This window comes from Neobacillus dielmonensis (assembly GCF_000612665.1).
Classification (GTDB): domain Bacteria; phylum Bacillota; class Bacilli; order Bacillales; family Cytobacillaceae; genus Neobacillus; species Neobacillus dielmonensis.
The window spans coordinates 198052-212346 of record NZ_HG942066.1 but is presented as its reverse complement, the minus strand read 5'-3'; the positions used below and the strand labels follow the sequence as shown (position 1 = coordinate 212346).

The window sequence follows — 14295 nt, the reverse complement described above, 5'->3', positions numbered from 1 at the left end:
CTCGGGGCAATGCCCCTAGCGTTAAAGTCCGCTGGGTGCGGCTGCTAATCAGCCAGATTGATGAACCAAGCATACCTGTAGATTTAAGTAGCTTGGACTTAAAACTGATGCATTTTCCAAGCCCTATTTTATTGTAAAACACTTATCCAATAAAAACTATGTGAGCAATGCCTTTTTTTCACCAATTAATCAATTTGATTTTCCTATTCGCCCTATTATGCGCCAAATACATCTCAAGTCTTAGAAGAAGATAAAACTCGGGTACATGGAGGAAAGGTGGAGGATTTTGTATCCTTTATGTAGAAGCAAGATACAAGAAGGGAGAGTCCTTATGAAGAGGATTTTGATTTTACTGTTGGTTATTACTGGACTATATATTATTGTTAACCCGCCGATCCATTTTGACCTATGGAATGCAAAGCGGGCAAACGGGCAGGCTGAAATATCCACCGATACACAAACCATTACGTTAGATGTATCAAGCGCATCTACGACCATTATTCCTGAAAAACGGTCAAACGTAAAAGCTGTGTACAATGGCAAACAAAAGCTGCAAGTAAAAGATACGGGTGATGCAGTTGAAATTCATTTGAAAAACAACTGGTTTGATTGGTTCAACTGGGGTCCTTCAAAGAGCAAACTGACCATCTACATTCCAGCAAACTACAAAGGTGATATGGACATTGAGTTAGGTTCAGGAAGTCTGCAATTCTTCGGTCCGGAGAGTGCCCCAATGAAATTGGATCATGTAACTGTCGAGATCGGTTCGGGACGAATGGATTTAAAGAACCTTGAAGTGAACCAATTGCAACAGGATGTCTCTTCAGGAGCTGTTAAACTCGATACCATTAAAGCAAACTCCGGCACCTTTGATGTCAGTTCAGGCAAGCTAGATATCAAGCACTATAAAGGGGCCGTCAAGGCTGATGTAGCCTCAGGATTGTTTACCATTCAAATGGATCAATTAACAGATTCCGTTACCATGGATGTCAGTTCTGGCAAGGTTAATGTAGATCTGCCTAAAAATGCTGATTTTACGCTGGAAAGCGATATAAGCAGTGGAAACATCTCCTGTGATTTTCCTTTGTCCGAAAAAGAGTCCTCCAACAACCACTTAAAGGGAAAACACGGCTCTGGCAAATATAAACTGAACTTGGATGTCTCTAGCGGAAATATTCATATCTTTTAAGTAGAAGCTCAACCAGGGGTCTCCCCCTGGTTTTTCTATCACCAAACAACTGCCAAAAGCATACCGTATAGTGCCTTGTGCTTTCATATGGAAGGAGAATCATCATGTACTATAGCCCTTTTCACTATCCGGAAATGGCTCCAGTCCCGCCCTATGGCCATTCCGTTTTTGGTTGGCCGGCATATCGTACTTATCCGCCAGCGGACATATCCTTATTTCAAAGTTCAATTCAATCTTTTCATCAATTAATGGAACAAGGCAGCCTCCTGCTCTCACGATTAGCTAACCCGCAATTTGCCCGCAGGCTGATGAATGCTGCCCAGCAAGGAAAGCAAAATGAAGTCAACCAACTCATGAAGTCGATTGGCCTACATGTGCCGGTTTTAACAAAATATACCCCAAGCGGTGTGAATTTCATCCTCACAACAAAGACTGGGCCCGGCAGCCCAAATGACTGCTGCAGTCTCACCATCTCATTAAAATGGGGATTATAAATGAATATAACGATGATACCTGCTGTCCTTTGGCAGGTATTTTTTTATGCGTGGAAAGGGATATTTTCTATTTATCAAATTTTTAAAAAGGAGTAAAATGTAGCTTATGAACTTAATAGAGAAGAGGTGTCTTACACCATTGGAAAAAACGAACAGCACCTTTCAGGAACAGTCTCTTTTCAGTATTTCTTGGCCATTATTTATTGAATTGACGCTCCACATGGGGGTTGGAATTATTGCCACTTTCATGCTTGGCCACTACTCGGATGATGCAGCCGCAGGTGTTGGCGTGGCAAACCAGCTTTTGAACTTATTTATTTTGGTATTTAACGTGACTTCCATTGGCGCCACGGTACTGGTGAGCCAAAATCTAGGAGCAGGCCAGTTAAAAAAAGCCAGAGATTTATCCCGTTCTGTATTTGGTTTGAATTTTTGGTTTGGGATTATTGTCGCCGCCTTCATCTTTGTTTTCGGCGGACATCTATTATCATTATTTGATGTTGAAGGAAAAGTATTTGAATATGGGCATACTTTTGTAAAAATATGCGGGATTTCTTTATTCTTCGAATCCTTGTCACTCGCATTAAGCTCTGTCCTTCGCAGTTATGGGTACACGAAGGAATCGATGTTTGTTACATTGGCCATGGACCTGATCAGTGTGACAGGCAACATCATTGCCTTGTCCGGTATCTTTGGCTTGCCTGTTACAGGCGTACAAGGCGTTTCATGGAGTATTATGATAGCGCGGGCGTTTGCGGTAGGCGCCCTGCTCTATTTTGTCTATAACCGCCTGTCCTTAAGCCTAACATTAAAGGATGTTATGAAAGCAAAAAAAGAGGATATTAAAGGACTGCTGGCGATTGGAATTCCATCCGCAGGGGAAAATTTATCTTATCAATTGTCACAGTTGGTCATTACCAGTTTTGTCGTATCACTCGGTACCGCTTCCCTTGCTGCCCGTGTATATGTATTAAATATCAACATGCTTTGTTTTTTGATTACTGTTGCCATTGCACAAGGGACACAGCTGCTAGTAGCCCGTTATATTGGGGCGAAGCAATATGACCGTGCTCTACGCCGCGGGCTTCGTACATTTAAAATTGCTATAGCTGCTTCGACCACTACTGCATTAATTATTGCCTTGATAGGTTCCCCGCTGCTGGAAACCTTCACAAGCGATCCACGGATTATTGCGGTTGGGCTCCCAGTGCTATGGGCCATCGTGTTTGTTGAGCCGGGAAGGGCGGCTAATATCGTGTTTATGGGGTCGTTAAAATCAGCCGGGGATGTCCGATTCCCCGTAGTCATTGGAATCATTTCCATGTGGGGAATTGCCGTATCTTTAAGTTACTTGCTCGGTATCCATCTTGGACTTGGACTATTGGGAGTTTGGCTGGCGCAAGGAGCTGACGAGTGGTTAAGAGGCTGCTTTGCATTAAGACGCTGGCTCATGAAGCCATGGGAACGGTTAAGTAAAGTTCGAGTTCCGGCATAAATAACCAGCTTTCAACAGAAATTTCAAATTATACTCAAGCTGACTCGCGTAAGAGTCAGCTTTTTTTTGAATCAAGGACGTGTTCTGTGTTCTAACGATTGGGATGCGTTTTTCCTCCGATATTATCGTTAGGTGAATCACCTGTTCCATTCTTGCTTTTGCTATTCGGTGTTCCCATGATTTGATTATCCTTTGTCACTTTAGCTCCTCTTGAAAAATTATCTTTAGTTTTCATAATATTAGCTCCTTAGCAAGTATTTTTGATTCGTGGGTTAAGGCCTTTAATCCTCGTTACGCTCTCCGACGATAACCTCTCCAATTTTAGGTTTACTGGCTTGTGTTTGGCTATTATGGTCTTGTGCATCAAAGCCCGCTTCCGTTGTTCCTGTAGACATTAACGGCTGTACGAGAAGGTCCTGTTGATTTTCATTTTTAACCATGCACTATCCCCTTTCTATGTTTCCTATTATTTGCTATTTTTTCTCTAAACATGTAAGGCAGTGTCTCTTCACATATCTTTTGAAACAATGGAAAAAGCCATCAATGAGGACTGATGGCTTTTTCTATTGTTATTTTACCCTTGCAAATCCGAATCCGGATGCATTGTCATCACCAGTTGTGGCACCATACCCACCTTTAATATCGTATAGTTTCGCCCTTCTTTGTAACTCAGCCCGAAGCTGTGTATTGGTCCATGAGGGGTTCTCTGACCAAATTTTGGCTGCTAAACCGGAAACGTGAGGAGTGGCCATGGAAGTTCCGCTAATAGTATTGTAATTGCCATCGTACCATGTTGATAGGATGTCGCGTCCTGGTGCAGAAATCTCTACGTCACGTTCCTGAATGACATAATCACCATCACTTGCCGAATTACCCCGCGAAGAAAAATCGGCTACACGATAGGTTCCGTTTTGCTGAACATTCTCTAAAGCAGCTACTGCAACAGCATTCACCAAAGCACCCGGATAGCCAATTGTATTATCTGCATATCCATCATTGCCTGCTGCCGCTACGATTAGCACGCCCTTGCCATATGCATAATCCACTGCGCTCGAAATCATACTATCTTTGGCACTAGAACCTAGTGACATGGATATAACAACCTTTGAGCCAGTTCTGGCAGCTTCATCTGCCACATGTCGGATTGCTCCGGCAATATCATCAGAATATCCCGAGCCTCTGTCATTTAGCACCTTATATGCCCAAAGCTTTGCTTGGGGTGCTACGCCATATACTCCCAGCCCGTCTGAAGCGCCATGCGCAAGTGCCGTTCCGGCTACATGGGTACCGTGACCGTTTTTATCCGTGCACGACCCATTGACCATGGATGTGGTAATACGTGTAAAATCTTTACATTGCTCAGCACTTCCAGCCAAGTCATAGTGATTAATATAAACACCTGTATCTAAAACGGCCACCTTGATTCCTGTCCCGCCAGACGTACTTGTAATCAATGGGTCATTATAGATGGCTTCAATTCCCCAAGGGGTACGGTCTGCAGGAAGGGATGCTGCTTTTGTGCCGGCTTTGCCTGCAGATCGGTTTTCCAGACTATCAAGCTGCACCTCTGGAACTCTAGTAATCTCTAAATTCTTATTTTTCAATAAGGCTTGGTATTGAGCGGAATTAACCGTAGATGTAAATCCTTCTGCCCCAAAATCCCAGCGGGCGCTCACATTATGTTTTGCCTTTGCCATTTCTGAACCTGGACCTTTAATGATAACGCGATAAGACTCATCAGGAGCTGCCGCCTGACCAAAAGCGCCTGCTGCAAACAAAGATGCACCCATGGTTACAGCGAGGATTCCAGATCCAAGCCATTTTAATTTTTTCATATAATTTCCTCCACCCCTTTTATTTATCAAGCCGATCGGTTGTAATTATGAGTTTATTTCCATTTTTCTGGTAAATCAATAGTATTGTGCTGGGGAATGGTTGGGAAAATCTTATGTAGCTTAAGTAGAGGCGTTATATCCATTAAAAAAAATCCTACTTAATGACCTTGAGAATTACACATTAATTCATTGTTTGTTTCTAAAAAAACCCCACTATTACTATAGTTCACCATTAAGTCAAAACATTTCGAATAAACTATGAACATATCCCTATTCCCAAGTTTTTTACAGAAAAATTCCATATATTAGAAGTGTAAAGAGAAACAAAAAAGGTAGAAGGGTGGAATTAAAATGTTTAATAAGTTTTTACGGGAAAACAAAATCGCTGCTGTCATTCTAACGGTATTGCGTTTATATTTGGGGTATTCCTGGTTCACTGCTGGTTTTCATAAACTTACAGGCGGCTTCGACGCTGCCGGTTACCTGAAGGGAGCAATTGCCAACCCGGTAAAAGGTCCTGAAGGCGATGTCCTGTTTGGATGGTATGTAAAATTTCTAGACGGTTTCGCTCTGCCAAACGTTGACCTGTTTAACTTTATTGTTCCTTGGGGAGAACTCTTAATAGGCCTTGGCTTAATCCTAGGCTGCCTGACCACCGCTGCCATGTTCTTCGGTTTAGTGATGAACTTCGCCTTCTTCCTTGCAGGGACAGTATCCCATAACCCTAGAGATATCTTCCTAGGTTTTATCATCTTAACGGCGGGCTACAACGCCGGCAAAATCGGATTGGATCGCTGGTTTATTCCGTTCATCAGAAAGTTCAACAAGAAGGCCGGAGTTGATAAGCATAAAGCAACGTTGTAAACTGCACCATCTTCAAAAAGACGATTCGAAAATCCGAATCGTCTTTTTTGTGTTAGCCCCTCAATGACCAAAATTACTACTCCAAAGGATTTTGGAAAGTAAACTTGTTCATTTGGAAAGTAACCAGCTATATTGGGAAAGTAAATAAGTGTATTTGGAAAGTAAACGGGTTTTGGATAGGTAATTTATTTGGTCAAAAAAAAAGAAGTGCACCCAAAAGTGCACTCTTAAACCTCCTTATTCCATCCAATTTGTATGGAAGATGCCTTCTTTGTCAGTCCGTTGGTACGTGTGCGCTCCAAAGTAGTCACGCTGTGCCTGCAGCAGGTTAGCTGGCAAAGTCTCAGTACGGTAACTGTCATAGTAAGAAATCGCACTTGCAAAGGCAGGTACAGGAATTCCGCGCTCTACCGAAACCGCAACCACCTTACGCAATGCTGACTGATAAGATTCTACAATTTCTTTGAAGTAAGGATCTAATAAAAGATTAGCTATTTCCGGATCACGGTCATAGGCATCTTTAATTTTTTGCAGGAATTGGGCGCGAATAATACAACCGCCCCTGAAAATCATCGCAATGTCGCCGTAGCGAAGATTCCAGTCATACTCTTCAGATGCCGCACGCATTTGTGCAAACCCTTGGGCATAAGAACAAATTTTACTCATATACAGAGCCTTGCGAACGGCTTCGATTAATTCCTTTTTGTCTCCGTCAAACGCCGCAGCTTCCGGACCTTTTAATAACTTGCTGGCACGCACACGCTCTTCTTTCATGGCTGAAATAAATCGGGCATATACCGACTCCGTAATTAACGGAAGCGGCACACCTAAATCCAATGAATTCTGGCTTGTCCATTTACCAGTGCCTTTTTGGCCAGCTGTATCCAGGATCAGGTCAACTAATGGTTTTCCGGTTTCCTCATCAATTTTGGTAAAGATATCAGCAGTAATTTCAATTAAATAGCTGTCAAGTTCACCCTTATTCCACTCGGCAAAAACGCTATGTAACTCTTCCGCATTAAGTCCAAGAACATTTTTGAGGATAAAATAGGCTTCACAAATTAATTGCATATCACCATATTCGATGCCATTGTGAACCATTTTAACGTAATGTCCGGCACCATTTGGTCCAATATAGGTACAGCATGGGTCACCGTTTACTTTAGCAGAAATCGCTTCTAAGATTGGCTGTACAAGGTCATACGCTTCCTTTTGTCCCCCAGGCATGATGGAAGGGCCTTTCAATGCGCCTTCTTCTCCTCCTGATACCCCCGTTCCGATGAAATGGAAGCCCGCATTCGCCAACTCTTTGTTACGGCGCATCGTATCCTGGAAGAACGTATTTCCACCATCAATTAGGATATCCCCTTCTTCAAGGAAAGGCTTTAGCTGTTCTATAGTAGCATCAGTTGCTGCACCAGCTTTAACCATGATTAAAATTTTTCGTGGTTTTTCTAAGGAATTTGCAAATTCCTCAATGGTTTTGGCAGCAGCAAAGTTCTTGCCTTTTGCCTCGTTATTCATAAAATCTTCTGTCTTATCATATGAGCGGTTAAATACTGCCACGGAATAACCACGGCTTTCAATATTTAGGGCAAGGTTCTTACCCATTACGGCCAAACCAATCACGCCTATTTGTTGTTTTGACATATGTACTCCCTCTTTTCTTTCTTCATCACATTTTAGATAACCATATTCTATCCTATATGACAATAAATGTGCCTAAAGTTTTTTATTTCCTTTTGAAAAATATGATGATTAGATTCCCACTTGGCTATTTTGCCCATTTACTGCAAATTCTACTTTTACTATTTGCAAATTAATTATAAAATAATGTCATTGACCAAAGACTTCATTTATATTAATATATTAGATTGCAGGTTTCTTAAATACAGTGGTTCGAGAACCTCCCACTATAAAAAACTAAGGAGAAGTGAATATGGAGAAAAATAACACATTGGGTGCACCATATGCATCCGGTAAAGCGCACAACAAAGTACAAGAGATTGTGGTGAACGGGATTATCGCAGCATTGTATATTGCTGTATCGGCCCTGATACAGCCGTTTGGATTCACCCAGGTTCAGTTCCGTGTATCGGAGATGTTTAACCATCTGATCGTTTTCAATAAAAAATATCTATATGGAATTATCCTTGGTGTTTTTCTAACCAATTTATTCTTTTCGCCAATGAAGGCCTATGACCTTATCTTTGGGGTTGGTCAGTCCCTCATTGCCTTACTAATTACGATTCTGTGTGCTCGTTTTATTAAAGGCATCTGGGCCCGAATGCTGGTAAATACCATTGTCTTTACCTTTACAATGTTCTTGATTGCTCTCGAACTCCACCTGGCCTTTGATTTGCCCTACTTATTTACTTGGTTAACAACGGCCGTCGGGGAATTAGTAGTAATGGCAGTTGGCATGCCGATTATGTATGCAATTAATAGACGTGTACATTTTGATAAACTCGTATAAAAACAGTTTTAGGGAAGAGGCGGCTCCTCATGAGCCAGCCTCTTTTTTAATGGAAATTTCTTATAAATAAAATTAGAATGAGAAGTGTAAGAATCAAAACGGGAGGCGAGAGTTGATAATGGTAAATCGTCCTAATGAAAATGAGTATCCACAGTATTATGTTCCATATGTGCAGTTAGTCCCGGAAGGTGACCTGCTGGAAATATTAAAGGAAAATCTAAAACAAGTAACCGCACTCTTTGGAAGGATATCCGATGATGACGCAAATTCCCGTTATGCGCCAGATAAATGGAGCATTAAAGAGGTGCTTAGCCACATTACTGATACGGAAAGGATTATGAGCTATCGTCTTCTCCGCATCGGCCGCGGCGACCAGACACCTTTGGCTGGATTTGACGAAACTGAATTTGTTTCAGGATCGCAAGCAGCACAGCTGTCCCTTGAGCAAATTCTCAATGACTTTACAGCCGTAAGGAACGCCACCATTACATTAGTACAAAATATGCCAGAATCGGCGTGGGCGAACATTGGTATTGCTAATGACATGGAGGTTACAGCTCGTGCCGTTGCTTATATCATTGCCGGACATGAAACCCACCATCGAAAAATCGTTACCGAGCGATATTTATCCCAATTACAAGGATAATTATGTTGCGAACGCCAGTTCTATGTCTTATAATAAACTTAATGGAAATAATAGGTAATCACATAAAATACTAGTCCTATATTTTTACCTTATTTCTATTAATTTGGCTGTTGATTTCCACTCCAGTCGCTTAAGCGTTGCCGCGGGCATGCCGGGGACGGGGAGCCTCCTCGGCGCTAATCAACAGGGTTAAAGAAATCAACATTATCATTTAACAGAGCCATTAATTTAAATACCCATTGAACAGGAGCTGGTGTTAATGAATGTAAAACTTATTCCCTATTTGGTAATGGACGGAACCGCTAAGGAAGCACTTGATTTTTACCAAAAAGCATTGGACGGTAAGATTCTCTTTAGTCAATCTTTCGGTGAGATGCCGGAAAATCCTGACTTTCCACTGCCAGAAAGTGCAAAGGACAGGGTGAGTCACGCTACAATCCAAATCGGCAAATCTGAAATGATGTTCTCTGATACATTTCCTGGTCAGCCTGCCCAAAGGGGAAGTCAAGTGACCATCTGCCTTACAACTGACGATGCGGAAAAATCCAAACAATTTTTCAATGCCTTAGCAGATGGCGGCCAAATCCAAATGCCTCTGCAAGAAACCTTTTTCAGCCCCGCCTATGGGACAGTGACGGACAAGTTTGGGGTAACCTTCCAAATCTTCACAGAAGGTAAGCAATAGAACGAAAAAACAGCTCTGTTCGCATTGGCGTCAGAGCTGTTTTCATATATTCAGCCCAGTTTCGTTTTTGACGCTGAAGACTGATATTTTCTCATTGGACCGTATTCCAACACTTCGTGCAGATAGAGATTTCCGTTCGGACTTGTTTTTTTAAGCAATTCCATTAAATATGTAATATCATCCATCGCCCTGTGGGTTTGATAGTTTGTGATTTGATGGGCTTGAAGCAGTGTAAGCAGCTTTCCATTAGGAAAACCATATTGCTTCCAAGGCACATTTCTCATCGTGCAGTACCAATGTAATTCATTGACTTCTGGATACATTTGAAATAGAAAACTGCGGTCAAAGGAAGCATTATGGGCAAAAACTGAGTCAGTCCTATGAAAATACGTCTGTATTTTGTCATCCACAAAACTTTTTCCCTGCACAGCTTCAAACGGGATCCCGTGGACACGGTATGCTCTTTCATAGTTTCGTCTTGCCGTACTTTTCAATGGTTCTCTTAAAAATGATTCTTCTTCAAGCACTTCGATAATTTCACCGGTATCAGACCGATAAGAAAACAATTTCAATGCCAACTCAATCACTTCGTCCGTTGTTGGGCCTAGACCGGTCGTCTCAACGTCCAACACCAATCCGATCCTTTCCTTCTTTAGCACAATGATCATCCTTTAATTAAAATTTATTCCATTATACCAGAACTAGCTCTTAGAAACTTTCCCTTCATAAAAAAAAGCCCCGATCTTGATTAAGATCCGGATGCTTATCTCATTGTCTATTCAAATCTGCTGTCTTCCTCCAGCTCATGTCTGTTGGAGTACCAGTTTGTAATTTGTGTCAGAATAGTAAAGACAAAGAAGAAATTCATTGCCCACACGTTGATGAAGGGAGCGAGACCGCCAAATTCGATGGTTACATACCCCTTTAGCTTCATAACAATCATCGATTCAATAAAAACCAGGATAAACCCGACAAAACCCGCAACAGCAGCTCTAATCACTTTCTTCTCCCCCCCATATTGGTATCATATTTACAATAATAATAAAATTAAATTTGACAATTTTGTGAACATCTTATCCCCATTATATAGCAACAATAGAGAAATCTACAATGAATTTAACTCATTAAATTTTTAAAATTTTATTTACACTTTAGAAAACAACAAAAAGGACAGCCGAAGCTATGGCTGTTCTTTTTGTTACTTAACGAGAATAATCCCCGAATTTATTTTAAAAATTTCAATGTGGAATTCACGAACATTTTGACGCCTATTTTCAAAGCATCCTCATCAATTGTAAAGCGGGCGTGGTGGTGCGGATAGGTGATGCCTTTTTCTGCATTGCCTGCCCCCACATAAAAGAATGCCCCTGGAGCCGCCTGCTGGAAGGCAGAAAAATCTTCGCCGCCCATATTGGCAGGGATTAATTCCAAGGTATCCTCGCCAAATGCTTCAAGGACCGTTTCTTCCAGGACACGGGTAACCTCTTCATGATTGATAACTGGGGCATACCCGAAGTCAAATCGGAAATCATACGTTGCCCCATGTGCCTCCGTGATGCCTTTAATGACTCGCTCCATTAAAGCTGGAACTGATTCCCGGAGCTTTTTATCAAAACTGCGTACAGTACCCTGAATTTCGACTGACCCTGGGATGACATTGTGGGTAGTTCCCCCCACAAATTTTCCAACAGTAATAACGAGCGGCTCAAGTGGGTCGGTGTTGCGGGAAACGATATATTGCAGGTTGGTTACCACCTGTGCGGCAACGGCTATCGAATCAACTGTTTGATGCGGCAATGCAGCGTGTCCGCCTTTTCCTTTCACAGTTATGTAGAAGGTATCTGGAGAAGCCATCATCGCTCCATACTTAATGCCTACCTTGCCTTTTGCCAGCGGCGACCATAAATGAGCACCAATGACGAAATCCACGCCCTCCATCACACCGGCTGCTACCATTTCAGATCCACCGCCTGGGAATAACTCTTCACCATGCTGGAAAAAGAAGCGGACCTCTCCCTTAATTCGGTCTTTCATTTGGGTAAGGATTTTGGCAGTGCCCAGCAGCATCGCCGTATGGCCGTCATGTCCGCAAGCATGCATCACACCAGGATTTTTGGATACAAATTCAAAGGTATTTTCCTCTTCAATCGGAAGAGCGTCCATATCAGCGCGAATCGCTAAAACCTTACCAGGCTGATCCCCTATTAAGCGGGCCATTACACTTGTCTTAGTCGGACGGGAAAGCTCTAGATTGCCAAACGATTTTAGGGTGTCATACACAAACTGAGCTGTTTGTTCCTCTTGGAAGGACAACTCCGGATTTTGATGTAAATATCTTCTCCAACGGATAACATCTTCTTTTACTTCATCCGTTATTTCAATCATGTCAACTGATGTCATTATTCTCTCTCCCTTTAGTATCAACATGTTGTCAAATAATGCTTAGTATAAAATGAGACCGAAAACCGATACAGTAATGGAACTAAAACCTGCTAAAAACATTAATATAGCAAGATTGGCGATAACTGTTTTCTTAAAGGACTGATAGTTTTGATCCGCTTCTATTAACCTATCCGTTTGTTCCATCGCTCTTGGTTTCGGTGCAATCGTAGAACCAATAATACGGAAACCTTTGAAAAATAGAGATAAAAAACCGGATCGGAAAATAACCATCATTGCCCAGACTAACAGACTAATGATCCCTACCAAGAAGGATTGGTTAATCCACTCAACCAAAGATAGTCCTGAAACTGCTTTAACTCCTATCCAAATGAATATGAACAAAAGAAAAGTTATTACCTTTTTCATCTTTTCCATCCTTCCTGATGTACATCATCTATAGTCTTTTGACAAAAATGGATAAGCAGACAGGATTTTGATTCATCCTGTCTGCTTTGAAATGTTGGTTATTTCTATCAGTTTATGAAAACCTTGATAGATGATGCTTTTTTCAATAGGGCTCCCTTTTTACTCAGAGACCTTTTTCGCATATCTTACATCCGGATAACGGTTGTAAGGGTAGTTTATGCCTTCAAATTTAGATGATGTTAAGTAAGTATTCGTGTAATGGTAAACCGGAACAAATGGAAGTTCATCCATTAACACTTTTTCCGCATCATGCATTAATTTGAAGTGTTCTTTAGGATCCTGAGCTGTTTTTCCTTGAGCCATTAAGCTGTCATACTGTTCACTTACCCAACCTGTACGATTGTTCGGGCTGTCACCAAGGTAGTAGTCAAGGATAACTGCAGGGTCAAGCAATACACCAATCCAGCCCATACGAGCCATTTGGTAGTTTCCTGTTGCAGTCGTATCTAAGTATGTTTTCCACTCTTGGTTCTCTAGTTTAATGTTGACACCAAGGTTCTTTTTGTACATCTCTTGTACAGCTTCTGCAATTTTCTTGTGGTTCTCAGCAGTGTTATACAGTAAGGTTACTTCTGGAAGAGTGGTCCAGCCTTCTTCTTCCATACCTTCTTTTAGCAATTTTTTCGCTTCAGCAGCATTCTCTTTGAAGTAGTCGCCGCCATCTTTGCGGAAGTCGCCATCAGGTGTTTTAACGCCGCTAGGCACGAATGAATATGCAGGGATTTCTCCAGCTTTTGTGACATTCTTCGTTAACGTTTCTCGGTCAAGTGCAAGGTTAAATGCACGACGGATTTTCTCGTTTGTGAACGGTGCCTTTTTCACGTTAAACATGTACATATAAGTTCCGAAATAAGGAACATTCTTATATTCTTTGCTGTTTTTCTCTTGGTCGATTACATCTGTTGGCAATGTTTGAATGGCATCAAGCTCGCCCGTTTTATACATTTGATAGTAGGTTGTGGCATCAGGTACCATTTTCCAAGTAACTTTCGTCAGGTTAACCTTTTTATTGTCATAGTAGTTTTCGTTCTTGGCTACAACAACGTTACTATCATGCTTCCACTCAGCCATTTTGAAAGGTCCGTTTGAAACATAGCCATCAGCTTCTGCTGCCCAGCTCTTATTGCTTTCAACAAGCTCTTTTTTAACAGGGTAGAATGTCCACATGGTTAAAAGTTCTTTAAAGTAACCAAGTGGTGCAGCTAACTCAACAACAAGTGTTTTATCATCTTTTGCTGTAACCCCGACATTGTCGACGGTGCCTTTTCCTTTGTTATAATCTTCAGCACCCTTTAGGTAATAAAGATAGAAAGCAAATTGGCTTCCTGTTTCAGGATTCAAAACACGCTTCCAAGCATATTCGAAATCCTGTGCGGTAACAGGTGTACCATCTGACCATTTTGCATCATCACGAAGTGTGAAAGTATAGGTTTTACCATCATCCGAAACTTTTACATCCTTCGCTGTTCCAAGGACCGCATTTCCTTTTTCATCTTTTTTGTACAAACCTTCAAAGATGTGATCCAACACCCAGCCAGACGTTGTATCAGTTGCCATTGCCGGGTCAATTGCCGGCGGCTCAGAGATAGCGTTTAATGTAAGTTCTTGCTTCACATTTTTTGCACTGTCTTTCGTGCCAGAAGCTTTGTCTGCATTATCGCTCCCACAGCCTGCTAACGAAGTGCTGATCACAAGCGAAGCTGCAATTGCTGTTAGCCACTTTTTCATGTGTGTTCCTCCCTT

Annotated in this window: 16 protein-coding genes and 1 riboswitch; of the genes, 7 read left to right on the top strand and 9 right to left on the bottom strand. The window is 41.7% G+C overall.

Annotated features, from left to right (window positions below):
* Window positions 1–331: 331 nt before the first annotated feature.
* The 3 genes from liaG (at window position 332) to BN2425_RS13525 (ending at window position 3178) form a co-directional block, all read left to right on the top strand.
* Window positions 332–1189, top strand: a complete 858-nt coding sequence (gene liaG / locus BN2425_RS13535; RefSeq protein ID WP_042460335.1) for a LiaG family protein — start codon at window positions 332–334, stop codon at window positions 1187–1189.
* A gap of 104 nt (window positions 1190–1293) precedes the next feature.
* Window positions 1294–1683 carry a hypothetical protein gene (locus BN2425_RS13530; RefSeq protein WP_052352869.1) on the top strand — a complete coding sequence of 130 codons (390 nt, stop codon included), beginning with the start codon at window positions 1294–1296 and terminating at the stop codon, window positions 1681–1683.
* A gap of 106 nt (window positions 1684–1789) precedes the next feature.
* Complete coding sequence (locus BN2425_RS13525; protein ID WP_042460332.1) at window positions 1790–3178, top strand: MATE family efflux transporter; 1389 nt, start codon at window positions 1790–1792, stop codon at window positions 3176–3178.
* A gap of 91 nt (window positions 3179–3269) precedes the next feature.
* On the opposite strand, the gene BN2425_RS22780 is transcribed toward BN2425_RS13525, so the two are convergent.
* From BN2425_RS22780 to BN2425_RS13520, 3 genes are all read right to left on the bottom strand, one after another.
* Window positions 3270–3413, bottom strand: coding sequence for a hypothetical protein (locus tag BN2425_RS22780; RefSeq protein WP_195891939.1), 144 nt, complete (start codon window positions 3411–3413; stop codon window positions 3270–3272).
* A gap of 46 nt (window positions 3414–3459) precedes the next feature.
* Window positions 3460–3618 (bottom strand): hypothetical protein, encoded by a 159-nt coding sequence (locus tag BN2425_RS22545; protein ID WP_154663508.1) that lies wholly within the window; start codon window positions 3616–3618, stop codon window positions 3460–3462.
* 129 nt (window positions 3619–3747) lie between these two features.
* Window positions 3748–5013 (bottom strand): S8 family peptidase, encoded by a 1266-nt coding sequence (locus BN2425_RS13520; protein ID WP_042460329.1) that lies wholly within the window; start codon window positions 5011–5013, stop codon window positions 3748–3750.
* 351 nt (window positions 5014–5364) lie between these two features.
* Between BN2425_RS13520 and BN2425_RS13515 the strand changes: the two genes are divergently transcribed.
* Window positions 5365–5877, top strand: coding sequence for a DoxX family membrane protein (locus BN2425_RS13515; RefSeq protein ID WP_042460327.1), 513 nt, complete (start codon window positions 5365–5367; stop codon window positions 5875–5877).
* 237 nt (window positions 5878–6114) lie between these two features.
* On the opposite strand, the gene gndA is transcribed toward BN2425_RS13515, so the two are convergent.
* Window positions 6115–7527 (bottom strand): NADP-dependent phosphogluconate dehydrogenase, encoded by a 1413-nt coding sequence (gene gndA, locus BN2425_RS13510; protein ID WP_042460324.1) that lies wholly within the window; start codon window positions 7525–7527, stop codon window positions 6115–6117.
* 238 nt (window positions 7528–7765) lie between these two features.
* Window positions 7766–7810: riboswitch (PreQ1 riboswitch) on the top strand.
* 6 nt (window positions 7811–7816) lie between these two features.
* Between gndA and BN2425_RS13505 the strand changes: the two genes are divergently transcribed.
* From BN2425_RS13505 to BN2425_RS13495, 3 genes are all read left to right on the top strand, one after another.
* The gene (locus BN2425_RS13505; RefSeq protein ID WP_042460321.1) at window positions 7817–8353 is read left to right on the top strand and encodes a QueT transporter family protein; all 537 of its coding nucleotides are present in this window, start codon (window positions 7817–7819) and stop codon (window positions 8351–8353) included.
* A 118-nt stretch (window positions 8354–8471) separates the two neighbouring features.
* A complete protein-coding gene (locus tag BN2425_RS13500; protein WP_042460318.1) occupies window positions 8472–8999 on the top strand; it encodes a DinB family protein in 528 nt (175 codons plus the stop codon).
* 259 nt (window positions 9000–9258) lie between these two features.
* The gene (locus BN2425_RS13495; protein ID WP_042460315.1) at window positions 9259–9684 is read left to right on the top strand and encodes a VOC family protein; all 426 of its coding nucleotides are present in this window, start codon (window positions 9259–9261) and stop codon (window positions 9682–9684) included.
* 50 nt (window positions 9685–9734) lie between these two features.
* Here BN2425_RS13495 and BN2425_RS13490 read toward each other — a convergent pair whose 3' ends face one another.
* The 5 genes from BN2425_RS13490 to BN2425_RS13470 all read right to left on the bottom strand — a co-directional run bounded on the left by BN2425_RS13490 (window position 9735) and on the right by BN2425_RS13470 (window position 14280).
* Window positions 9735–10352: an exonuclease domain-containing protein gene (locus BN2425_RS13490; RefSeq protein WP_042460312.1), complete on the bottom strand. Its 618-nt coding sequence runs from the start codon at window positions 10350–10352 to the stop codon at window positions 9735–9737.
* Between the two features lie 107 nt (window positions 10353–10459).
* Window positions 10460–10684, bottom strand: coding sequence for a hypothetical protein (locus tag BN2425_RS13485; protein WP_042460309.1), 225 nt, complete (start codon window positions 10682–10684; stop codon window positions 10460–10462).
* Between the two features lie 224 nt (window positions 10685–10908).
* Window positions 10909–12084 carry a M20 family metallopeptidase gene (locus BN2425_RS13480; RefSeq protein ID WP_042460305.1) on the bottom strand — a complete coding sequence of 392 codons (1176 nt, stop codon included), beginning with the start codon at window positions 12082–12084 and terminating at the stop codon, window positions 10909–10911.
* A gap of 42 nt (window positions 12085–12126) precedes the next feature.
* A complete protein-coding gene (locus tag BN2425_RS13475) occupies window positions 12127–12492 on the bottom strand; it encodes a DUF3899 domain-containing protein (RefSeq protein WP_042460302.1) in 366 nt (121 codons plus the stop codon).
* A gap of 159 nt (window positions 12493–12651) precedes the next feature.
* The gene (locus BN2425_RS13470) at window positions 12652–14280 is read right to left on the bottom strand and encodes a peptide ABC transporter substrate-binding protein (protein WP_042460299.1); all 1629 of its coding nucleotides are present in this window, start codon (window positions 14278–14280) and stop codon (window positions 12652–12654) included.
* Between the last annotated feature and the right edge of the window lie 15 nt (window positions 14281–14295).

Bases quoted from the DNA above. Each gene is read 5' to 3' on its own strand.
- BN2425_RS13520 (WP_042460329.1), bottom strand. From the start codon at position 5,013: ATGAAAAAATTAAAATGGCTTGGATCTGGAATCCTCGCTGTAACCATG.
- BN2425_RS13490 (WP_042460312.1), bottom strand. From the start codon at position 10,352: ATGATCATTGTGCTAAAGAAGGAAAGGATCGGATTGGTGTTGGACGTT.
- liaG (WP_042460335.1), top strand. From the start codon at position 332: ATGAAGAGGATTTTGATTTTACTGTTGGTTATTACTGGACTATATATT.
- BN2425_RS13515 (WP_042460327.1), top strand. From the start codon at position 5,365: ATGTTTAATAAGTTTTTACGGGAAAACAAAATCGCTGCTGTCATTCTA.
- gndA (WP_042460324.1), bottom strand. From the start codon at position 7,527: ATGTCAAAACAACAAATAGGCGTGATTGGTTTGGCCGTAATGGGTAAG.
- BN2425_RS13480 (WP_042460305.1), bottom strand. From the start codon at position 12,084: ATGACATCAGTTGACATGATTGAAATAACGGATGAAGTAAAAGAAGAT.
- BN2425_RS13530 (WP_052352869.1), top strand. From the start codon at position 1,294: ATGTACTATAGCCCTTTTCACTATCCGGAAATGGCTCCAGTCCCGCCC.
- BN2425_RS13475 (WP_042460302.1), bottom strand. From the start codon at position 12,492: ATGAAAAAGGTAATAACTTTTCTTTTGTTCATATTCATTTGGATAGGA.
- BN2425_RS13505 (WP_042460321.1), top strand. From the start codon at position 7,817: ATGGAGAAAAATAACACATTGGGTGCACCATATGCATCCGGTAAAGCG.
- BN2425_RS13525 (WP_042460332.1), top strand. From the start codon at position 1,790: ATGAACTTAATAGAGAAGAGGTGTCTTACACCATTGGAAAAAACGAAC.
- BN2425_RS22545 (WP_154663508.1), bottom strand. From the start codon at position 3,618: ATGGTTAAAAATGAAAATCAACAGGACCTTCTCGTACAGCCGTTAATG.
- BN2425_RS22780 (WP_195891939.1), bottom strand. From the start codon at position 3,413: ATGAAAACTAAAGATAATTTTTCAAGAGGAGCTAAAGTGACAAAGGAT.
- BN2425_RS13495 (WP_042460315.1), top strand. From the start codon at position 9,259: ATGAATGTAAAACTTATTCCCTATTTGGTAATGGACGGAACCGCTAAG.
- BN2425_RS13470 (WP_042460299.1), bottom strand. From the start codon at position 14,280: ATGAAAAAGTGGCTAACAGCAATTGCAGCTTCGCTTGTGATCAGCACT.
- BN2425_RS13500 (WP_042460318.1), top strand. From the start codon at position 8,472: ATGGTAAATCGTCCTAATGAAAATGAGTATCCACAGTATTATGTTCCA.